At 71.7% G+C, this 21,040-nt stretch carries 19 protein-coding genes; 13 read left to right on the top strand and 6 right to left on the bottom strand.

Annotated elements, in window-relative coordinates:
• Nucleotides 1–178: 178 nt before the first annotated feature.
• From AACH10_RS06760 to AACH10_RS06790, 7 genes are all read left to right on the top strand, one after another.
• Nucleotides 179–1,213, top strand: a complete 1,035-nt coding sequence (locus tag AACH10_RS06760; RefSeq protein WP_341409602.1) for an RluA family pseudouridine synthase — start codon at nt 179–181, stop codon at nt 1,211–1,213.
• Between the two features lie 151 nt (nt 1,214–1,364).
• Complete coding sequence (locus AACH10_RS06765; RefSeq protein WP_341409603.1) at nt 1,365–2,027, top strand: HAD-IA family hydrolase; 663 nt, start codon at nt 1,365–1,367, stop codon at nt 2,025–2,027.
• Nucleotides 2,020–2,505 carry a Rieske (2Fe-2S) protein gene (locus tag AACH10_RS06770; RefSeq protein WP_341409604.1) on the top strand — a complete coding sequence of 162 codons (486 nt, stop codon included), beginning with the start codon at nt 2,020–2,022 and terminating at the stop codon, nt 2,503–2,505. The genes AACH10_RS06765 and AACH10_RS06770 overlap by 8 nt, the downstream gene beginning before the upstream one ends.
• A gap of 7 nt (nt 2,506–2,512) precedes the next feature.
• Nucleotides 2,513–3,577 (top strand): S49 family peptidase, encoded by a 1,065-nt coding sequence (locus AACH10_RS06775; RefSeq protein ID WP_423228569.1) that lies wholly within the window; start codon nt 2,513–2,515, stop codon nt 3,575–3,577.
• Between the two features lie 56 nt (nt 3,578–3,633).
• Entirely contained in the window at nt 3,634–4,323 is a 690-nt protein-coding gene (locus AACH10_RS06780) for a response regulator (protein ID WP_341409605.1), read from the top strand.
• Nucleotides 4,324–4,327: 4 nt separating this feature from the next.
• The gene (locus AACH10_RS06785) at nt 4,328–5,650 is read left to right on the top strand and encodes an ATP-binding protein (RefSeq protein ID WP_341409606.1); all 1,323 of its coding nucleotides are present in this window, start codon (nt 4,328–4,330) and stop codon (nt 5,648–5,650) included.
• A 108-nt stretch (nt 5,651–5,758) separates the two neighbouring features.
• Entirely contained in the window at nt 5,759–7,264 is a 1,506-nt protein-coding gene (locus AACH10_RS06790; protein ID WP_341409607.1) for a Do family serine endopeptidase, read from the top strand.
• Here AACH10_RS06790 and AACH10_RS06795 read toward each other — a convergent pair.
• Together AACH10_RS06795 and AACH10_RS06800 are read right to left on the bottom strand one after the other, a co-directional pair.
• Complete coding sequence (locus AACH10_RS06795) at nt 7,257–8,531, bottom strand: patatin-like phospholipase family protein (protein WP_341409608.1); 1,275 nt, start codon at nt 8,529–8,531, stop codon at nt 7,257–7,259. The two genes, AACH10_RS06790 and AACH10_RS06795, sit on opposite strands and share 8 nt — an antisense overlap.
• Before the next feature lie 41 nt (nt 8,532–8,572).
• Nucleotides 8,573–9,190, bottom strand: coding sequence for a phasin family protein (locus tag AACH10_RS06800; RefSeq protein ID WP_341409609.1), 618 nt, complete (start codon nt 9,188–9,190; stop codon nt 8,573–8,575).
• Between the two features lie 173 nt (nt 9,191–9,363).
• Here AACH10_RS06800 and AACH10_RS06805 point away from each other — a divergent pair, with 173 nt between their 5' ends.
• From AACH10_RS06805 to AACH10_RS06815, 3 genes are all read left to right on the top strand, one after another.
• On the top strand, nt 9,364–11,076 hold the full coding sequence (locus AACH10_RS06805; protein ID WP_341409610.1) for an ExeA family protein: 1,713 nt from the start codon (nt 9,364–9,366) through the stop codon (nt 11,074–11,076).
• 62 nt (nt 11,077–11,138) lie between these two features.
• Nucleotides 11,139–11,876, top strand: a complete 738-nt coding sequence (locus AACH10_RS06810) for a general secretion pathway protein GspB (protein ID WP_341409611.1) — start codon at nt 11,139–11,141, stop codon at nt 11,874–11,876.
• Between the two features lie 141 nt (nt 11,877–12,017).
• Complete coding sequence (locus AACH10_RS06815; RefSeq protein WP_341409612.1) at nt 12,018–14,015, top strand: SDR family oxidoreductase; 1,998 nt, start codon at nt 12,018–12,020, stop codon at nt 14,013–14,015.
• 180 nt (nt 14,016–14,195) lie between these two features.
• Here the strand turns inward: AACH10_RS06815 and AACH10_RS06820 are convergent, their stop codons facing one another.
• Both AACH10_RS06820 and AACH10_RS06825 read right to left on the bottom strand, forming a co-directional pair.
• Nucleotides 14,196–15,347 carry a transglutaminase-like domain-containing protein gene (locus tag AACH10_RS06820; protein ID WP_341409613.1) on the bottom strand — a complete coding sequence of 384 codons (1,152 nt, stop codon included), beginning with the start codon at nt 15,345–15,347 and terminating at the stop codon, nt 14,196–14,198.
• 82 nt (nt 15,348–15,429) lie between these two features.
• A complete protein-coding gene (locus AACH10_RS06825; RefSeq protein ID WP_341409614.1) occupies nt 15,430–15,999 on the bottom strand; it encodes a TlpA family protein disulfide reductase in 570 nt (189 codons plus the stop codon).
• A 78-nt stretch (nt 16,000–16,077) separates the two neighbouring features.
• Here AACH10_RS06825 and selD point away from each other — a divergent pair, with 78 nt between their 5' ends.
• A complete protein-coding gene (selD, locus tag AACH10_RS06830; RefSeq protein ID WP_341409615.1) occupies nt 16,078–17,151 on the top strand; it encodes a selenide, water dikinase SelD in 1,074 nt (357 codons plus the stop codon).
• A gap of 19 nt (nt 17,152–17,170) precedes the next feature.
• Here selD and AACH10_RS06835 read toward each other — a convergent pair whose 3' ends face one another.
• Nucleotides 17,171–17,485 (bottom strand): copper-binding protein, encoded by a 315-nt coding sequence (locus tag AACH10_RS06835; RefSeq protein WP_341409616.1) that lies wholly within the window; start codon nt 17,483–17,485, stop codon nt 17,171–17,173.
• Between the two features lie 157 nt (nt 17,486–17,642).
• On the opposite strand from AACH10_RS06835, the gene argB reads away from it, so the two are divergent.
• Nucleotides 17,643–18,551, top strand: a complete 909-nt coding sequence (gene argB / locus AACH10_RS06840) for an acetylglutamate kinase (RefSeq protein WP_341409617.1) — start codon at nt 17,643–17,645, stop codon at nt 18,549–18,551.
• Between the two features lie 93 nt (nt 18,552–18,644).
• Here the strand turns inward: argB and AACH10_RS06845 are convergent, their stop codons facing one another.
• Nucleotides 18,645–19,793 (bottom strand): porin, encoded by a 1,149-nt coding sequence (locus tag AACH10_RS06845; protein WP_341409618.1) that lies wholly within the window; start codon nt 19,791–19,793, stop codon nt 18,645–18,647.
• A gap of 444 nt (nt 19,794–20,237) precedes the next feature.
• On the opposite strand from AACH10_RS06845, the gene AACH10_RS06850 reads away from it, so the two are divergent.
• The gene (locus AACH10_RS06850; protein ID WP_341409619.1) at nt 20,238–20,930 is read left to right on the top strand and encodes a pyrimidine 5'-nucleotidase; all 693 of its coding nucleotides are present in this window, start codon (nt 20,238–20,240) and stop codon (nt 20,928–20,930) included.
• Nucleotides 20,931–21,040: the final 110 nt, after the last annotated feature.

Here is a 21,040-nt window from a genome sequence, read left to right on the forward strand (position 1 = left end):
CGCTTGTTCAAGACACCCTCTGCGGGTGTCTTGCCACGTTAGCGCTGCTCATGCCCGGGTAAACTCTGAAAAATCAAGCACTTACAGCCCACTTGTGGCGAAGACCATTATAAGCACCAAACCGTCACGGCCACGGCAGGCGGCCAAGGCCCCGGCGCAGGCTCCGGCGGCTGCCGCCATGGCCCCGGCGGCGGCACCGCAGGTGCGCCATCTGGCGGTCGACGAGGCCGGCGAGGGCCAGCGGCTGGACAACTTCCTGCTGCGCCACCTGAAGGGCGTGCCCAAGACCCATGTCTACCGCGTGATCCGCTCCGGCGAGGTGCGGGTGAACAAGGCGCGGGCGGCGGCCGACACGCGCCTGGCCGCGGGCGACCTGGTGCGCGTGCCGCCGGTGCGCCTGTCCGACAGCGCCGCCCAGCGCCTGGATGGCCGGCAGGACCCGCCCGAGGCTGGCACTGCCAGCCCCACGGCGCCACCGCGCGAGTTTCCGGTGCTGTTCGAGGACGAGCACCTGCTGGCCATCGCCAAGCCGGCTGGCGTGGCCGTGCATGGCGGCTCGGGCGTGAGCTTCGGCGTCATCGAGCAGTTGCGCCGCGCCCGGCCCACGGCCAAGTTCCTGGAACTGGTGCACCGGCTCGACAAGGAGACCTCCGGCATCCTGCTGCTGGCCAAGCGCCGCAGCGCGCTGGTGGCGCTGCAGGAGCAGTTCCGCCAGCGCGACACCGGCAAGACCTACGCCGCGCTGGTGCTGGGCGCCTGGCCGGCGGCGCTGAAGGTCATCGACGTGGCGCTGCACAAGACGCTGGACGTCAAGGGCGAGCGCCATGTCAAGGCCGTGGCGGCCGACCACCCCGATGGCCGGCGCTCGATCAGCCTGGTGAAGATCGTGCGCGCGATGGCCGACACCACCTTGCTGGACGTGACCATCAAGACCGGCCGCACGCACCAGATCCGGGTGCACCTGGCGCAGGCCGGCCACCCGATCGTCGGCGACCCGAAGTACGGCGATTTCGCCCGCAACCGCCAGTTCGCGCGTGGCGAGGCCCTTGAAGGGCTGCGCTTCGAGCGCATGTTCCTGCATGCGCGCCAGCTGGCCTTCGACCACCCGGCCAGCGGCGAGCGCATCACCCTGACGGCCCCGCTGCCCGACGACTGCGCGACACTGCTGAAACGGCTGGCCGCCGACACTGCCGGCATTGACTCCAGCCTATGAGGCATCCATTGGCAACCACCATTTCGCGGGCCGAGCGCCGGGCCGCTCCCAAGCCGGCCGTTCGCTGGCAAGCGTCGTCCACGGGACGACACCTGTCCGCGCTCACCCCCGCGGGGGATCGGCCGACGTACTCGTCGGACGAGGGGCAGACATGACTCGACCCCGCCGCTTCGACCTGGTCGTCTTCGACTGGGACGGCACGTTGTTCGATTCCACCGCGCTGATCGCACGCTGCATCCAGGCCGCCGCGGTGGATCTGGGCTTGCCCGAACCCAGCCACGAGCGTGCCGCCTATGTCATCGGCCTGGGCCTGACCGAGGCGCTGCAGCATGCCGTGCCCGAGTTGCCGGCCGAGCGCTACCCCGAGCTGGGCCAGCGCTACCGCCATCACTACCTGAAGCGCCAGCATGAGCTGACGCTGTTCCCGGGCACGCTGGAGATGCTGCAGGCACTCAAGCGCCGCAACCACTGGCTGGGCGTGGCCACCGGCAAGAGCCGCCGCGGCCTGGACGACTGTCTGGCCACGGTGGAGCTCAAGGGCGTGTTCGACGGCACCCGCACCGCCGACGAGACGGCCGGCAAGCCGCACCCGCGCATGCTGCTGGAGCTGATGCGCGAGTTCGGCGTGGAGCCCGAGCGCACGCTGATGATCGGCGACACCACGCACGACCTGCAGCTGGCCAAGAACGCCGGCACGGCCAGCGTGGGCGTGAGCTTCGGCGCGCACGAACCCGAGAGCTTCGCGGCGCTCGATCCGCTGCACGTGGCCCACAGCACCGCCGAGCTGGCCGACTGGTTGGCCCGCCATGCCTGAGCCGACGCTGCCGCCGGGGCCGTCCGGCCCGCCGGAGCCGGCTCACACCCCTCCGCCGGGCGCTGACGCGGCCGAACCGGCCCTGCCGCTGTGCCGCAGCGACCAGCTGCTCGAGCGTGGCCGCGCCTTCGTCTGGGACGTGCTGCTCTACCGTCAGCCGGCGCGCGCCTTCGCGCTGCGCATCGACGGCCGGCTGGTGGCCTACATCAACCGCTGCGTGCACGTGCCCACTGAACTGGACTGGCAGCCCGGCGAGTTCCTCGACGCCGACCGGCGCTTCATCCTGTGCTCGATCCACGGCGCGGCCTATGCGCCCGAGGACGGCCGCTGCGTCGGCGGCCCCTGCGGCCGCGGCAAGCTGATGCCGGTGGCGGTGAGCGAGCACGAGGGCATGGCCAGTTGGTATCCTTCCCGCGACATCCGCCCCGTGGATGCAGCCCCCACCGCGGCACCCCCTGCCGCCGCCCCCCAGCCGTGAGCGCCCGATGACTTCCCAGGACGACACCCCGCACCCCGAGCACGCTGCGGTGTCCCCCCCGCCGCCGCAACCCCAGCCGGTGCCCCCTCCGCCTCCGCCCCCGCCGGTGCAGCAGGCCGCGCCCACGGTCAGCGTGCCGGCCGGCGCCTTCCAGTCGCTGGAGCGCACCGTCGACCGCCTGACGGCCGAACTGCTGCGCGAGCGCCGCAACGAGCGCCGCTGGCGCATCTTCTTCCGCCTGGCATGGCTGGGCCTGGTGCTGGCCGTGCTGTGGGCCGGCTATGCCGAGCGCGGCCACCACAGCGCACCGACCACGCCGCACACCGCGCTGGTGGAGTTGCGCGGCGAGATCGCCGCCGACACCGAGGCCAGCGCCGAGCAGTTGATCGCCGGCCTGCGCGACGCCTTTGCCGACGAGGGTGCGCAGGCCGTGGTCATCCGCATCAACTCGCCCGGTGGCAGCCCGGTGCAGGCCGGCATCATCAACGACGAGATCCTGCGCCTGAAGGCCCAGCACAAGAAGAAGGTCTACGCGGTGGTCGAGGAGATCTGCGCCTCGGGCGCCTACTACGTGGCCGTGGCGGCTGACGAGATCTATGTCGACAAGGCCAGCCTGGTGGGCTCGATCGGCGTGCTGATGGATGGCTTCGGCTTTCCCGACCTGATGAAGAAACTGGGCGTCGAGCGCCGCCTGCTCACCGCGGGCCAGAACAAGGCCATGCTCGACCCGTTCTCCGAGGCCAACCCCAAGCACCGCGCCTACATGCAGGCCATGATCGACCAGATCCACGAGCAGTTCATCGAGGTGGTGAAGTCGGGTCGGGGCGACCGCCTGAAGGCCGGCCCCGAGACGTTCTCGGGCCTGGTGTGGAACGGTGAGGAAGCGGTGAAGAACGGCCTGGCCGACCGCCTGGGCAGCCTGGACTACGTGGCGCGCGAGGTGGTCAAGGCCGAGGAGATCATCGACTACACGCCGCGCGAGAACGTGGCCGAACGCCTAGCCAAGCGCTTTGGCGCCGCGATGGGCGAGGGCGCGATGCGCGCCGCGGCCACGGTGATGAAGCTGCATTGAACGCCATGCCACCCGGTGTGCCAGTGACCCGGGTGGGGATGGCGGCCTGAGCCCCCATGCGCCTGCTGCTCGTCGAGGACGACCGCATGATCGGCGACACGCTGCGTGCCGCGCTGCGCGCCGAGGGCCATGCCGTCGACTGGGTGCGCGACGTGGCCGCCGCGCGCGCCGCGCTGGCGGCCGAGCACTTCGACCTGGTGCTGCTGGACCTGGGCCTGCCGCCCGGTGGCCCGGCAGGAGCGGGCGCCACGGCCACCCCGGTCGACGGCCTGACCGTGCTGCGCGACCTGCGCGCCCGCCGCGATACCACGCCGGTGATCGTGCTGACCGCGCGCGATGCCTCGGGCGACCGCGTGGCCGGGCTCGATGCCGGGGCCGACGACTACCTGGTCAAGCCCTTCGATCTGGACGAGCTGTACGCCCGCATGCGCGCCGTGATGCGCCGCCACGGCGGCCAGGCGCACAGCGTGCTGGCCCATGCCGGCGTGACGCTGGACCCGGCCACGCGCCAGGTCACGCACCATGGCCAGCCGGTGCTGCTGTCGGCGCGCGAGTTCGCGGTGCTGGAGGCGCTGATGCAGCGCCCCGGCGCCGTGCTGTCGCGCGCCCAGCTGGAAGACCGGCTCTACGGCTGGGGCGAGGCGGTGGAGAGCAATGCCGTGTCGGTCTACGTGCACCAGCTGCGCCGCAAGCTGGGGGCCGACTTCATCGGCAGCATGCGCGGCGTCGGCTACTTCTTGACATGAGCCCATGATCCGGTCGCTGCGAGGTCGTCTGCTGCTGGCGCTGCTGGCCACACTGGTGCTCGCCGCCGCGCTGATGGGTGGCATCACCTACCGCAGCGTGCTGTCCGAGACCGAGGCGCTGTTCGATTACCAGCTGCGGCAGATGGCGTTGTCGCTGCGCGACCAGGGCGAGGTGGCGCCGGGCGATGCCGGTGCGCTGGCCGACGAGCAGCTGGACTTCGTGATCCAGATCTGGCGCATGGATGGCCGCGTGGTCTACGCCTCGCGCCCGCACCCCGAGCTGCCGGCGCGCGCCCAGCTGGGCTTTGCCGACATCCAGGCCGGCGGGCAGACCTGGCGCACCTTCGGCGTGGCCACGCCGCTGCGGGTGATCCAGGTGGCGCAGCCGCGCGCCGTGCGCCGCACGCTGGCTGCCGACGCGGCGCTGCGCAGCGTGGCGCCGCTGGCCGTGCTGGCGCCGCTGCTGGCCCTGGCCGTGGGCTGGCTGGCGGCGCTGACGCTGGCACCGCTGCGTCGCCTGGCGGCCGAGCTGCGCGGGCGCGATGCGCAGTCGCTGGCCCCGCTGCCCGAGGGCCCTGACGGGGCGCATGCCCGCCTGCCCGACGAACTGGTGCCGCTGGTGCAGTCGCTCAACGGGCTGCTGTGGCGGCTGGGTCAGGCGCTGGATGCGCAGCGCGCCTTCGTGGCCGATGCCGCGCACGAGCTGCGCTCGCCGCTCACCGCGTTGAAGCTGCAACTGCAGCTGCTGCAGCGTGCGCGGGACGACGCGTCGCGCGACGCTGCCGTGGCGGGCCTGTCTGACGGCGTGGCCCGTTCGGCCTGGCTGGTGGAACAGCTGCTGGCACTGGCGCGCAGCGAGCCCGGCGCGCCGGCACTGGCCATGGCCCCGCTGGACCTGGCCGAGGTGGCGCGCGAGGCCCTGGCCGCCGCCACGCCGCTGGCCGTGGCGCGCGGCTGCACGCTGGACCTGCAGGCCGAGGCCCGCGTGCCGCTGCAGGGCAATGCCGCCGCGCTGTCTGCGCTGGTGCGCAACCTGGTGGACAACGCGCTGCGCCACGGTCCGGCTGGCGGCGAAGTGCGGGTGCAGGTGGTGCCGCTGGCCGAGGGCGGCGCGCAGCTGCGGGTCGACGACGCCGGCCCCGGCATCCCGCCCGAGCAACGCGCAGTGGCCTTCGACCGCTTCTGGCGCCGCGACCCCGGCGCCACCGAGGGCAGCGGCCTGGGCCTGGCCATCGTCAAGAGCGTGGCCGACCGGCATGGCGCGCAGGTGGCGCTGGGTGATTCGCCACTCGGCGGGCTGCGCGTGACCGTGACGTTCCCCCCTTAATCTTCGCTTCACCGTCGGCTCACGGGCGCCTCATCGTCGGGGCGCAGCATCCCACTCATGCCATCCGCAGCCCCTGCGGACGGGTTCCACGAGAAAGGGAAACTGACCATGAAGCTTCGTCCTGTCGCCATCGCGGCCCTGGCCGCCGGTCTGGTGGCTGGCGGCACCGCCGGTGCCATCGGCCTGCCGCAGTGGCTCAAGCCCGCGGCCCATACCGACACCTCCGCCCCGGCCACGGAGGCCACCCAGCCCACCCAAGCCGCCCCAGTGCCCCTGATCGCCGCCCAGGGCTTCGTGCCCGACTGGCGTGCGGTGGTCAAGCGCGCCAGCCCGGCCGTGGTGGGCGTCACCGTGGCCGGCCTGCACAAGGCTTCGGCCGAGGAGGGTGGCGGCCTGCCGCCCGAGGTGGAACGCGACCCGTTTTTCCAGTTCTTCCGCGGCATGCCGGGCCTGCAGCAGCGGCGCGGCCAGGGCGGTGGCCAGGTGCCGTTCAAGGGCCAGGGCTCGGGCTTCATCGTCAGCGCCGATGGCCTGGTGCTGACCAATGCCCACGTGGTGCGCGATGCCCGCGAGGTGACGGTGCGCCTGGCCGATCGCCGCGAGTTCGTGGCCAAGGTGGTGGGCGCCGATCCGGTGACCGACGTGGCCGTGCTGAAGATCGACGCCAAGGGCCTGCCCACGGTGCCGCTGGGCGATTCGCGCCAGCTGGAGGTGGGCGATGCGGTGCTGGCCATCGGCGCGCCCTACGGCCTGGAGCAGACGGCCACGCAGGGCATCGTCAGCGCCAAGGGCCGCTCGCTGCCGGGCGATGCGGTGGTGCCCTTCATCCAGACCGATGCCGCGGTGAACCCCGGCAACTCGGGCGGGCCGCTGTTCGACGGCCACGGCGCGGTGGTGGGCATCAACGCGCAGATCTACAGCCAGAGCGGTGGCTTCCAGGGCCTGAGTTTCGCCATCCCGATCGACGTGGCGTTGAAGGTCAAGGACCAGATCGTGGCCACCGGCAGCGCCCGCCATGCGCGCCTGGGCGTGGCGGTGCAGGACCTGACGCTGCCGCTGGCCGAGAGCTTCGGCCTGACCAAGCCCGATGGCGCGCTGGTGTCGCAGGTGGTGCCCGGCAGCGCCGCCGCCGAGGCCGGCCTGAAGCCCGGCGACGTGATCACCGAGGTGGACGGCCAGCCGGTGGAACGTTCGGGCATGCTGAGCAGCCGCGTGGGCCTGTCGCAGCCGGGCCAGAAGGTCACGCTGAAGGTCTGGCGTGACCACCGTTGGCAGGAGCTGAAGGTGACGCTGGGCACGGCCGATGCCGACAAGCAGGCCAGTGCCTCCGATGCCCCGGCGGCCGGGGGCGGCCAGCTGGGCCTGGCGCTGCGCCCGCTGCAACCCGAGGAACGCCGCCAGGCGCAGGGTGCGCAAGGCCTGGTGATCGAGGGCGTGAGCGGCCCGGCCGCGCGGGCCGGCATCGAGGCCGGCGACCTGCTGGTGGCCGTGAACGGCGTGCCGGTGCAGAGCGTGGACCAGGTGCGCGCGCTGCTGAAGGACAAGCCCAAGAGCGTGGCGCTGCTGGTGCAGCGCGATGGTGAGCGGATCTTCGTGCCGGTGAAGCTCAGCTGACGCGGGATGCGAGTTGCTGGTCGAGTTCGTCCAGCACCGCTTCCAGCCGCTTGAGCGAACGCGCCAGCCGGCTTTGCCAGCGGTGCGGCCGCGGCAGTGCCTGGTGTTTGAGCAGGCGGCGCTCGGGGTCGTCCAGCACCGCGTCGTCCAGCTGCAGGCCGTGGCGCGCCAGCGCGGTGCCCAGCACGCCGCGGCGCGCGCGCAGGTCGGCGCGGGTCTTCTGGTACGCGTGCTCGGCCAGCTGGCGGCGCTGCGCGTAGCTGAAGATGTTGGCCAGGAACATCTCGGGGTCGCGCTGGTCGGGCTCGAACAGCACGATGTCGGTGCCGGGGTGCGAGCGCTCGTAGCCCTTCATGCCCAGTTGCAGGCGCGAGTGGATCAGCGAGCGGAAGGTCTGGCTCAGCACCAGCGGCAGGCCGCCTTCCACCAGGTGCGGGATGCGCTGGCCGGCGCGGCCCAGCACGCGCGGATGCTCGGCATGCGTGGCATCGAAGGGCACGATGGGGTTCAGCGCGATCAGCAGGTCCAGCCCGTCGTCCAGCAGCACGCTGGCGTGCAGCGTCTTCTTCAGCGCGCCGTCCACATAGTGCCGGCCGTCGATCCTGACCGGCGGAAACAGGCCGGGCAGGGCCGCACTGGCGGCCACGGCGCGCGAGATCGGCACCGTGTCCCAGCCCGGCTGGCCGAAGGGCGCGGCCTCGCCACTGTCCAGGTCGGTGGCCACCAGCACCAGGTGGCGGCCTTGCGCGCGCAGCGTGCGGAAGTCGTCGCTGCGCCCCGGCTGGCTGAACACGCGCAGCAGCCGCGCTTCCAGCGCATGGTTGCTGAACAGACCGGTGGGCAGCACGCCGCCCAGGCGCTCCACCGCGGCGGTGAGCGAGCGCCGGCCCAGCACCAGGCGCGTGCCGGCCTGGGCCAGCAGCGCCGGCAGCATGGCCAGGCGCTCGAACCATTCACCGAGCGCCGGGCGCACGAACAGCGTTGGGCTGATCTCGTCGTCGGGCTGCGGCGTGTCGTTCTCGATGAAGGCCGCGCACAGCTGGCGCGGGCTCATGCCGTTGGCCAGTGCCGCGGCGATGAAACCACCGGCCGATACGCCCACATAGCCCTGCAGCCGCGTGAGGTCGAGGCCGGGCAGGGCGTCCTGCAGCGCACACAGGGCGCCGATCTCCCAGGTGGCGCCCAGCGGGCCACCACCGGCCAGCGCCAGGCCGACACGGGGCCCACGCGGCCCTGGCGAGGCGCGCGGTGCAGTGCGGGTGTTCACAGGGATGGCGGCGCGCCAGCCTCAGGCCGGCGCGGCAGGGCTCAGGCGGCGGGGGCCTTGCGGCTGCGCTTGGTGGCCGGCTTCGCCTCGGGCTTGGCTGCGGCCTTGGCGGTCTTCTTGGCCGCGGGTGCCGGAGCCGCAGGGGCCGCCGGCTCGGCGGCGGGCGCGGCCGGCTTGGCGCTGCGCACGCGCTTGGCCGCCGGACGGGCGGCGGTCTTGGCCGCGGGCTGGCCACCCAGCGCGGCCACCGCGGCGGCCAGGGCTTCGACGCGTTCGGTGAGCACGGCCACATCCTTGGCGGTGGGCACGCCCAGCTTGTTCAGCGCGCGGGCGGTGCGTTCCTCGAAGATGGTTTCCAGCTTGTCCCAGTGGGCGTTGGCCTTGTCGCCGACCTGGCCGGCCATGGCCGACATCTTGCCGGCCACGTCACCGATCTTCTCCTCGGCCACGGCCTGGGTCTTGCGGTGCAGGCTCACGCCTTCCTTGATCAGCGTCTCGAACACCTTGGTGCCCTCGCCCTGCGCCTTGGCAAAGGCGCCGAGGCCGGCCAGCCAGATCTGCTGGGCCGAATCCTTCACCGTCTGGGCCAGCTGGCTGTCCAGCAGACCGGCGGCCGGTGCGGCCTTCTTGTCGGCCAACTTCTGAAGCTTCTTGACCACGGAGGGCTCCTCGCAGATGTTGTGGTGGCGCGGCCGGCACGATGGATCCGGCACGGCCAGTGTAGGCAGGCGTTCTGAGGCCGTCAGCTTAATCGACTAGGGCTGGCGCTCTAGCTTGGCGCTTTCACGGGGGCGGCCGGACATCCCGCGCCGGGCGGATATTCTCCCAGCCCATGTACGCCGCCCATTTCGGACTCGCGCACGCGCCGTTCTCGATCGCGCCGGATCCGCGTTTCCTGTTCATGAGCGAGCGGCACCGCGAGGCGCTGGCCCATCTGCTGTACGGCCTGCAGGCGGGTGGCGGCATCGTGCTGCTGACCGGCGAGATCGGCGCCGGCAAGACCACCGTGTGCCGCTGCTTCCTCGAGCAGGTGCCCGAGAGTTGCCGCGTGGCCTACATCTTCAACCCGAAGCTGTCGGTCATCGAGCTGCTGCAGACGGTGTGCGACGAATTCGGCATCGTGGTCACGCCGCGCAGTGCCGGTGCGCCCACGGTCAAGGACCACATCGACCCGCTCAACCGCTTCCTGCTCGACGCCCACGCGCAGGGCCGGCAGTGCGTGCTGGTGATCGACGAAGCGCAGAACCTGGATGCCGAGGTGCTGGAGCAGCTGCGCCTGCTGACCAACCTGGAGACCGGCGAACGCAAGCTGCTGCAGATCATCCTGATCGGCCAGCCCGAGTTGCGCACCCTGCTGGCCCGGCCCGAACTGGAGCAGCTGGCGCAGCGCGTGATCGCGCGCTACCACCTGGGTGCGCTGAGCCGTGACGAGACCCTGGCCTACCTGCAGCACCGGCTGGGCGTGGCCGGGCGCAGCGGCGCGTTGCCCTTCGAGCCTGGCGCGGTGGCGCGCATCCACGCGCTGACCGGCGGCGTGCCGCGCCGCATCAACCTGCTGGCCGACCGCGCGCTGCTGGGCGCCTATGTCGAGCGCCGCGACCGCGTGGGCCGGCGCATCGTCGAGCGGGCTGCGGCCGAGGTGTTCGATGGCACGTCGGCGCCGATGCGGCGGCCCTGGGCCCGCGTGGCCTGGGCCGGTGCGGGCCTGGCGTTGGCGGTCGCAACGGCCGGTCTGGCCTGGCAGATCGGCCGGCCGCAGGCGCCGGCCCAGACCCCGATCCAGTCACCGGTCGCCAGCGCGGCCAGTGCGGCCAGTGTGGCCAGCGCGGCGCCGGTGGCCGCCGCGAGTGCGGCTGCCCGTGCTGCGGCCGGTGCGGCCCCGGCATCCGCGGCATCTGCGGCGCCTGCTGCGCCTGCGCCGGCCGCAGTGCCGCGCTTCGACGCCGAATCCGACTGGCCGGCGCTGCTGGCCGACGAGCCGGCGGCCTGGGCAGCGCTGGCCTCGGTGTGGGCGCCGGCCGCCGGGGGCACGGCGCTGTGCGGTCAGGGCTCGCCCTGGCAGTGCCACCGCGGTACGCAGACCTCGCTGGCCTTGCTGCGCCTGCTGGACCGCCCGGGCTGGCTGACGCTGCGCGACGCCCAGGGCCGCAGCGCCCGCGCGCTGCTGCTGGGGCTGGATGGCGGCCAGGCCCTGCTGGGCGCCGGCCCGCGGCGCTGGCGCATCGACACCGCCACGCTGGTGCAGCTGTGGCCGGGCGACTTCGCCACCTTCTGGCAGGCCCCACCGGGCTACGAGCAGCCGCTGCGCGCGGGCGAGCAGGGCCCTGTGGTGCGCAGCCTGACCGAGGCGCTGCGCCGCGTGCAGGGCGCCGAGGCGCCGGCACCGACCGACCGCCTGGGCCCGCGCTGGAGCCGGCAACTGCTGGCCTTCCAGCGCGCCCAGGGCCTGGCGGCCGACAGCGTGGCCGGGCCCACCACCTTCATGCAGCTGAACCGGGCGCTGGGCGTGGCCGAACCGCGGCTCGCCGAGCGCCTGACCGACTAGCGGCCGCCCGGCAGCGCCTCGGCCACGATCCGTCCGACCACCCCGTCATCCCCTCCGACACGATGTCCTACATCCTCGATGCCCTGCGCCGTGCCGACGCCGAACGCCAGCGTGGCGGCGTGCCCGGCCTGCACACGCCGGGGGCGGCCGTGACCACCGAGGCCGAGCCGGCCGCGCGCCGCCGCGGTCCGCTGTGGCTGGCCGCCGGTGCGCTGGCCGTCGCCGCGGCTGCGGCCGCGGTGGTGCTGGGCCTGGGCCAGCGTGCACGAACGGACGGCGACACGGCCGCACGCACGCCGGCGCCGCCGGCTGCATCCAGCCTTGTGTCGACCCCTGCATCGGCCCCGGTGTCGCCGGTGGCCAGCCCGGTTGCGCAGGCGCCTGCCGTGCCGGCGCCCACGCTCGTGGCCCCCGCGCCGGTCGTGGTGGTGGTGCCGCCTGCGCTGCCGGCGGCCTCGGCACCGGTGGCCGCGCCGGTGCCGAGGCCGCTGCCTGCTCCGGCTCCGGCTCCGGCTCCGGCTCCGGCTCCGGCTCCGAACCCGCAGGTCGCGCCCCCTGCGGCGGCCGCACAGCACCTGCCCACGCTGGCCGAGCTGCCCGAGGCCCAGCGGCGCCAGTTGCCGGCCCTGGCGCTGGGCGGCGGCATGTATTCCGAGCAGCCGGCGCAGCGCCTGGTCATCGTCAACGGCCAAGTGGCGCGTGAGGGCGACGAGGCTGCGCCGGGTGTGCGTGTGCTGCAGATCCGGCCGCGGTCGGTGGTGTTCTCCGCCGGCGGCCTGCGCTTCCAGATGCCGCTGTAGCCGCCGTGTGCGGCCGACATCACGGCGCGGCGGCGACCTGCGTCCGGCTTGGGGTTAGCGCGCAAGGGGGCGGTGGTGGCCATCGTCAAGAATCCGGGCTCCACCCCCTGCGTTCCACCGCGCACCCTGGAGAGCACGCACATGCACTATTTCGTCACCGGCGCCACCGGTTTCATCGGCAAACGACTGGTCAAGGCCCTGCTGGCCCGGCGCGGCAGCACGGTGCATTTCCTGGTGCGGCCGGGCAGCGAGGGCAAGCTGGCCGAGCTGTATGCCTATTGGGGCGTCAGCAAGGCCCGCGCGGTGCCGGTGACGGGCGACCTCACGGCCAAGAAGCTGGGCGTGGCGGCCGACGAGATCAAGGCGCTGAAGGGCCAGATCGACGCCGTGTACCACCTGGCCGCCGTGTACGACCTGTCGGCCGACGAGGAGGCCCAGGTGCGCGTGAACGTGGAAGGCACGCGCAACGTGGTGGAGTTCGCCAAGGCCGTGGACGCCGGGCACCTGCACCATGTGTCGTCGATCGCCGCGGCGGGTCTGTACGAGGGCGTGTTCCGCGAGGACATGTTCGACGAAGCCGAGAACCTAGACCACCCGTACTTCATGACCAAGCACGAGAGCGAGAAGATCGTGCGCAAGGAGTGCAAGGTGCCGTGGACGGTGTACCGCCCGGCCATGGTGGTGGGCGACTCCAGCACCGGCGAGATGGACAAGATCGACGGTCCGTACTACTTCTTCAAGCTGATCCAGCGCATGCGCCAGCTGCTGCCGCCGTGGATGCCCACGGTGGGCCTGGAGGGCGGGCGCATCAACATCGTGCCGGTGGACTTCGTGGTCAAGGCGATCGACCACATCAGCCACGGCAAGCATGTGCTGAAGGGTAAGTGCTTCCACATCGTCGACCCGGTGGGCTACCGCGTGGGCGATGTGCTGGACGTGTTCGCCAAGGCCGCCCATGCGCCGAAGATGAACGTCTTCGTGAATGCCGCGCTGCTGGGCTTCGTGCCCCGCAGCGTGAAGAAGGGGCTGATGGCGCTGGCGCCGGTGCGCCGCGTCTACAACGCGGTGATGAAGGACCTGGGCCTGCCCGAGGACATGCTCACCTTCGTCAACTACCCCACGCGCTTCGACTGCCGCGAGACGCAGGCGGCGCTCAAGGGCAGCGGCATCGAATGCCCGAAGCTGGATGACTACGCCTGGCGGCTGTGGGACTACTGGGAGCGCCACCTCGACCCCGACCTGTTCATCGACCGCAGCCTCAAGGGCACGGTGGGCGGCAAGGTGGTGCTGGTGACCGGTGGCTCCTCGGGCATCGGCCTGGCGGCCGCGATCAAGTTCGCCGAGGCGGGCGCCGTCACCATCATCTGCGCCCGCGGCGAGGACAAGCTGCGCGAGGCGGTGGCCGAGATCAAGGCCCAGGCCGGCGCCGATGCGCAGGTGCACAGCTACTCGGTGGACATCGCCGACGAGGCGGGTTGCGCGGCCTTCGTGAAGACGCTGGAAGAGCAGCACGGCGGCGTCGACTTCCTGATCAACAACGCCGGCCGCTCGATCCGCCGCGCGATCGAGAACAGCTACGACCGCTTCCACGACTTCCAGCGCACGATGGACCTGAATTACTTCGGCTGCCTGCGCATCACCATGGGCCTGCTGCCGGGCATGGTGAAGAAGCGCAAGGGCCACATCGTCAACATCAGCTCGATCGGCGTGCTGACGAATGCGCCGCGCTTCAGCGCCTACGTGGCCAGCAAGTCGGCGCTGGATGCGTGGACGCGTTGCGCGAGCAGCGAGTTCGCCGACCAGGGCATCAGCTTCACCACGATCAACATGCCGCTGGTGCGCACGCCGATGATCGCGCCGACCAAGATCTACAACAACGTGCCCACGCTGAGCCCCGAGCAGGCCGCGGACATGATCGCCGAGGCCTGCGTCTACAAGCCGGTGCGCATCGCCACGCGCCTGGGCATCTTCGGCCAGGTGCTGCATGCGCTGGTGCCGCGCATCGCGCAGATCGTGATGAACACCACCTTCCGCATGTTCCCCGACAGCGATGCGGCCGCCGGTGCCAAGGGCGAGAAGCCCAAGCTCTCAGCCGAGGCGGTGGCGCTGCAGCAGATGATGCGGGGGATTCACTTCTGACGCCTGGGTTTTGCTTGACCTGTTTCTTTGCTCAGGTGAGCGCAAGGTCAAGGCCGGCGGGTGGCCCTTGGACTCCATGTCCTCCGGGCCTGCGGCCCTCCCCCTTGACTTACGTCCAAGGGCCACCCGGCGGCCTTGGCGCCCGTCAAAGACTGAGCAAGCCAGCAGGAACGAAGCGACTCAAGCGCTCGTCAACTCCCGCGCCGCGATCGCGTACTTGAAATCGTCCGGCGCAAGCGCATCCACGCGCTCGCCAGCGATCTCGGCCTGCGGGTACATCAGGAAGCCCAGGCGCGGACCGGTGCTGCCGGGCAGGGCCACATCGTGGGCCATGTTGTAGGCCATCCAGTTGCCCTCCCAGCCACCGAACAGCGCGCGGCGCACCGGCGTCACCAGCGGGTGGCTCACGTCCTTGATCCACTCGGGGGTTTCCTGGCGCATCACCTTGCCCACGTCGGCCGGGTCCATCGCCACCCAGCCGAAGTCTTTCAGGAACACCTCGGCGCGGCAGTGCTGCGCGCCCTTCAGGTTGGCCGGGTTGCCACCCAACTCGCGGTAGCCGAAGGCCGAGGGCACCAGGCGGATGCCGTAGACATCACGCGCCGGCACGCCCACCGCGCGGCACAGGCCCACGAACAGCGCATTGATGTCGCCGCACTTGCCGCCGAAGTTCTGCGTCTCCAGCATGGCCTTGATGTCGCCGATGCCGCAGCCGCGCACCTTGGGTTCGCGATGCGTGTTGCCCACCACCCAGTCGTAGATTTTCTGCACCTTCTCGTGGTCGGTCTTGGCACCGCGCACGATGCCCTGCGCCGTCTCGCGCACGATGCCGTCGGTGGGCATCAGCTCGGTGGCACGGGTCCAGAAGCGCAGCGTGTCGACATCCTCGCGGGCCACGGTCTTGCGCGTGAAGTCGGTGCTGCGGCTCTGGCTCTGGATGCGGCTGCTGACCTGCAGCACCGGCGTGGGGCCGCCGGCGGCAAATTCGGCCAGCAGCATGCGCGCGCCGTACTGCGTGTCCGACACCACCTTCATCGACTGCGCGTTGCCGGTGTAGCTGCTGTCCAGCGAGCGCTGGTAGGGCGTGTCCACCGAGGGCAGCGGCACCCACACCTTGGCGGGCTTGCCCTGCACGCCCTTCAGCTCGATCTGCGTGGTCAGCTCGAAGCTGCGCCAGGCGCCCGGTGCGGGCTCGAAGCGGCGGCTGGCGGCCGGGGCCGGGGCCGGGGCCGTGTTGGCCTGGGCGGCGGCGGAAGTGGGAAGGGCGGACAGGCCGGGCAGGGCCAGGCTGCCGGCTGCGGCCAGCAGCGAGCGGCGGTTGAAAGCGGTCATGATGGGACGGCGCACCAAGGGCGCAGGAACGGGAAAACCGTGGATTGTCCCGCGAACCGCCGGCCGGCTCCGGCCAGCAGGTTCAGGCCGCGGCCAGCAGCTGTGCCAGCAGCGCGCGCGCGGCTGCACCGGCCCAGTCCAGCTCGCCCAGCACCTGGCCCAGCGGCCGGCCGCTGCGGCTGACCAGCACCGTGGTGGGAAACAGCTTGGGCGTCCATGCGGCCGAGGCGGCGCCATCGGCATCCAGCGCCACCGGCAGCGACAGGTCGATGGCCTCGGTGAAGCGGCGGATCGCCAGCGGCGACTCGCGGTGGTTGATGCACAGCACGCGCAAGCCGTCGGCCGCGTGGCGCAGCGCCATCAGCTCCAGCGCCGGCATCTCGGCGCGGCAGGGGCCGCACCAGCTGGCCCAGAAGTTCAGCACCAGCGGGTGGCCGCGCTGCTCGGCCAGGCGCCAGCGGCCGCCGTCCAGCAGCGGCAGGTCCAGCGCGGGTGTCGGCTTCTGCTTCGGCCAGGGGCGCCATTCGTGGCCGGGTGCATCGGCGGCCTGCGCGTGGCGCCGCACGCCGACCAGCGCGCTGCCCAGGCCGGCTGCCAACAGGTGGCGGCGCAAGGGGCTGTGCTGCGGCGAGGGCTGTTGCGCTGGGGTCATGCGCCATTGTCGCGGCGATCGTCGCGGCCAGCCGACGGCTATGCTGCAGGGTTCCCGTTGCCAACCCGCATCCCGACCATGACCGCCGCCCCATCCACCCCAGCCACCGAACCCCGCCTGACCTCGCTGTCGCACGGCGGCGGCTGCGGTTGCAAGATCGCGCCGGGCGTGCTGTCGGAGATCCTGCGCGGGCAGAGCGCGCTGCCGGTGCCGCCCGAGCTGCTGGTGGGCATCGAGACCAGCGACGACGCGGCGGTGTACCGGCTCAACGACCAGCAGGCGCTGATCGCCACCACCGACTTCTTCATGCCCATCGTCGACGATGCCTTCGACTTCGGCCGCATCGCCGCCACCAACGCGATCAGCGATGTCTACGCCATGGGCGGCACGCCCATCATGGCGCTGGCCCTGGTGGGTATGCCGATCAACGTGCTGAGCACCCGCACCATCGGCCGCATCCTCGAAGGCGGCGCATCGGTGTGCAAGGCGGCGGGCATCCCGATCGCCGGCGGCCACACCATCGACAGCGTGGAGCCCATCTACGGCCTGGTGGCACTGGGCCTGGTGCACCCCGACCGTGTCAAGCGCAATGCCGACGCGCGGACCGGTGACGTGCTGGTGCTGGGCAAGCCGCTGGGCGTGGGCGTGCTGTCGGCGGCGCTGAAGAAGAACCAGCTGGATGCCGACGGCTATGCGCAGATGATCGCCACCACCACGCGGCTGAACACGCCGGGGCCCGAGCTGGCCGCACTCGACGGCGTGCATGCGCTGACCGACGTGACCGGTTTCGCGCTCGCCGGCCATGCGCTGGAACTGGCGCGCGGCGCGAATTGCCAGGTGCAGATCGATTGGGCGCGCGTGCCGCTGCTGCCCGGCGTGCGGGCCCTGGCGCAGCAGGGCTGCGTCACCGGCGCCTCGGGCCGCAACTGGGCCGGCTACGGCGCCGAGGTGGCGCTGCCCGCGGGCTTCGCGCCCGAGGACCAGGCCCTGCTGACCGATCCGCAGACCAGCGGTGGCCTGCTCGTCTCGTGCCGGCCCGATGCGGTGGATGCGGTGCTGGCGGTGTTCGCCCGCCACGGCTTTGCCGACGCGGCGGCGATCGGCGCGGTGGCCCCGGCCGAAGCGGGTGGGCCGCGACTGCGCGTGCGCTGACAGTGCCCTCAGCGCGCCGTCACGGCGCCGGCGCCAGCTTCACCACGGTGTACTGGCCGTTGCGCTTCTCGACGTCGAAGCGCACCTTGGCGCCCTCGGCCAGACCGTCCAGCATCTTGGCGTCGGCCACGCGGAAGGCCATGGTCATGGCCGGCATGTCCAGGTTCTTGATCTCGCCATGCTTGAGCGTGAGCTTGCCCTGCGCGCGGTCGATCTTGCGCACCTCGCCCTCGGTGGACTGGGCCCAGGCGCTGCCGGTCCAGGCGGCCAGGCCGGCCAGGGCCAGGGCGGTCACGGACGATGACAGGGTGCGGTGCGCGGTGCGACAGCTCATCTCTCGACTCTCCAGAGCAGGTGGCCCGGCGTGCGGGCCCGTGGTGGCATGGGACCCCGGCCAGCGGGACGGAGTTCCTACAATGCGCGCCGATTGTTGCTCTGCATCATCCCCTCCCGCCCCCTTCTTCGCGCCCGTGCGCCGCTGAAAGACCGCCATGACCGCTCCCGCCGCCGATCTCGACCTCAGCCACATCGCCCCGCGTGACCAGGCCGAGATCCTGGCCCAGGCGCTGCCCTACATCCGCAAGTTCCACGGCAAGACGCTCGTCATCAAGTACGGCGGCAACGCCATGACCGATCCGGCGCTGCAGCAGGACTTCGCCGAGGACATCGTGCTGCTGAAGCTGGTGGGCATGAACCCGGTGGTGGTGCACGGCGGCGGCCCGCAGATCGACGCGGCGCTGAACAAGATCGGCAAGAAGGGCCAGTTCATCCAGGGCATGCGCGTCACCGACCAGGAGACCATGGACGTGGTCGAGTGGGTGCTGGGCGGCGAGGTGCAGCAGGACATCGTGGGCCTGATCAACGCCGCCGGCGGCAAGGCTGTGGGCCTGACCGGCCGCGACGGCGGCATGATCCGCGCCAGGAAGATGAAGATGCTGGACAAGGACGACCCCAGCATTGAGCACGACATCGGCCAGGTCGGCGAGATCGACTCGATCGACCCCAGCGTGGTCAAGGCGTTGCAGGACGATGCCTTCATCCCGGTGGTCAGCCCGATCGGTTTCGGCGAGCACAACGAGAGCTACAACATCAATGCCGATGTGGTGGCCGCCAAGCTGGCCACCGTGCTGCAGGCCGAGAAGCTGCTGATGTTGACCAACATCCGCGGCGTGCTCGACAAGCAGGGCGAGCTGATCACCGAGCTGACCGCACGCCGCATCGACGAGCTGATCGAGGACGGCACCATCTCGGGCGGCATGCTGCCCAAGCTGGCCGGCGCCATCGACGCGGCCAAGAGCGGCGTGAACGCCGTGCACATCATCGACGGCCGCGTGCCGCACGCGCTGCTGCTGGAGATCCTGTCAGACCAGGCGTTCGGCACGATGATCAAGAGCCACTGAGCGGCGTCACAGGCACTCGCGCCACGACGAAAAGGGCCGCACACCGTGCGGCCCTTTTGCGTTGTGGTCGTGTGTCGGTCGGCGTTCAGCGCGTCAGAAGAACAGGATGCCGCCCAATGCCACGCCGCTCAGCTTGGCAGTATTGCCGGCAGCGCTTTTCGAACTGGTGCTGCTGAGCTCGCCCACCAGGGTCACGCTCTTGGTCAGGCTGTAGTAGGCGCCCAGCGTGGTGTTGGCGTTCTTCTTCAGGTCGGTGCCCGTGCCGCCGTCCAGGCGCGTCTCGCCCACGCTCAGGCCCAGCTTCAGCTTGTCCAGCGTCACCGTGCCCTGCAGCACCCAGTTGGTCTGCTTCTGGTCGCCGTTGTCGCCGTCGGCCAGCACGCCCAGGCCCTTGCCCTTCTGCAGGTTGGCCAGCAGGCCGAAGTTGCCGATGGCCGCCGAGCCGCCGACTTCCACGCCCGACATCGTGAATCCGGCCTTCGTGGCCGTGCCCTTGAAGGGCTGCGACTTGGCCGCCGCCCACAGCTTGCCGCCACCCAGCGCATAGCTGGCCTGGGCCTGCAGCTGCGGCGAGCGGCCGGCCGTGGCGTCGGCATTGGCAAAAGCGTTGACCGGGCTCATCGCGGCCACGCTCAGGCTCAGGCCACCCATGGCCGGCAGCGCGTAGGCGATCTGGCCGTAGTGGCCCAGGTAGCTGTAGCCGGCGCCGATGTGGCCCAGCGTCACGCGATTGCCTTGCGTGGCCTGCACCGGTGCGCCCACGCCCAGCAGCGTCATGTCCGACAGGATGGCGTTGGCGCCGAACAGGCCGTAGTCGCGGCCCAGCTTCACGGTGCCGGCGCTGGCCGAGCCGATGGTGAAGAAGCCCTGACGCACATCGACGTTGTTGTTGTTGCCGATGCTGTCCGACGAGGACACGGCGGCGCCGATCATCAGCGTGGCGCCGATGTCCAGGCCGTCCTGCTTGCCCTTGACCGAGGTGATCAGCGCGTTGGGCAGCAGGCCGTTGCCGATGGTGGTGGCGCCGCTCTTGCCGCCGCAGCCCAGGCCCTCGGCGCCCAGCGCCAGGCCGGTGACGGCCTGGCTGCCGCTGCACGACACGCTGGTGTAGTAGGCGTTGACGATGCCGCCCACCGAGAGCGTCCAGTCGCCGGCCTTGAAATCGGCGGCCTGGGTGGCGCCGGCGGCCAGCAGCAGGGGCAGGGCGGCCAGCCGGAGCTGGCGTGCAGAGGTGATGGACATGGTGTTGTCTCCTGGTTCTGGGTTGTGGTGGTGGTGTCCCGCGGCCGGGGTGGCCAGCGTGGCCTGGCCCGGTCGGGCCGGGGCAGCCCATCGCAAGCCACATGCCATCGGCGGCTGTGCCGCGGCCCTGGCACAGCAGGGCGTGGCGCCCTGTCACGGCTGGTACAGGGGCCTGCTGCGGCAGGGCGCAGCCGGCCTGGCGATGGCCGCAGTTGCCAGGGCGGCGCGCCGGGCGGCGATCCACGCTGTCGCAGGGTTAGCGTGCGGCGCTGTGGCGCGGCGGTGCGTGCCAGCGGCGCATGGCGCATGCGCCCGGCTGGCGCGTTGCCGCGGGGCTGGCACACCGCGGTTGAGGCGTGCGGGCACAGGCCCTGGGGTTCACCCGTGCGCGGGTGGACCGGCGGTGGCTGGCTACACTGCCCGCATCCCCACCGCCGCCTTGCCATGAAGCCTGCCGACCGCGTCTGGTTGTTCGACCTCGACAACACCTTGCACGATGCCGGGGCCTGGGTGTTCAAGGCGCTGCACCAGAGCATGGGCGACTTCACGGCGCGCGCGCTGCAGCTGGATGCGCAGGCCGCGCAGGACCTCAACCACCACTACTGGCACCGCTACGGCGCCACGCTGCTGGGCCTGGTGCGCCACCACGGCGTCAAGCCGCTGCACTTCCTGCACGACACGCACCGCCTGCCGGGGCTGGAGGCGCGCGTCTCGGGCCACCGGCATGACTTCGCCGCACTGCAGCGGCTGCGCGGGCGCAAGTTCATCCTCACCAACGCGCCGCGCCACTATGCGCTGCGCGTGCTGGATGCGCTGGGCATCACGCACCTGTTCGACGGTGTGATCGGCATCGAGCAGATGGCCATGTTCGGCCAACTGCGGCCCAAGCCCGATGCGCGCATGCTGCGCCGCATGGCCGTGCGCCTGCGCGTGCCGCCGTGCCGCTGCGTGCTGGTGGAAGACACGCTGGTGCATCAGAAGGCTGCCCGCCGCGTGGGCATGCGCACGGTGTGGATGCAGCGCTTCGTGCGGCGTGGCGTCACGCTGGGGCCGCGCACCAGCCGCCTGTCGATGCGCCCGGCCTATGTGGACGAGGTGGTGCGCGGGCTCAAGCCGCTCACGCGTTTCGGACATTGACCGCCGCTGCGGCGCCGCGTGGCCTGCGCTCGGTGTTTTCCTGCTCCCGGCCGCGCCGAGGTGCTGTGCCAGAATGACCGGAGCTCCTTGTTGTCCGCCCCCTGCTGCAC

The organism is Pseudaquabacterium inlustre (assembly GCF_038066595.1).
In the GTDB taxonomy this organism is placed as follows: Bacteria; Pseudomonadota; Gammaproteobacteria; order Burkholderiales; family Burkholderiaceae_C; genus Pseudaquabacterium; species Pseudaquabacterium inlustre.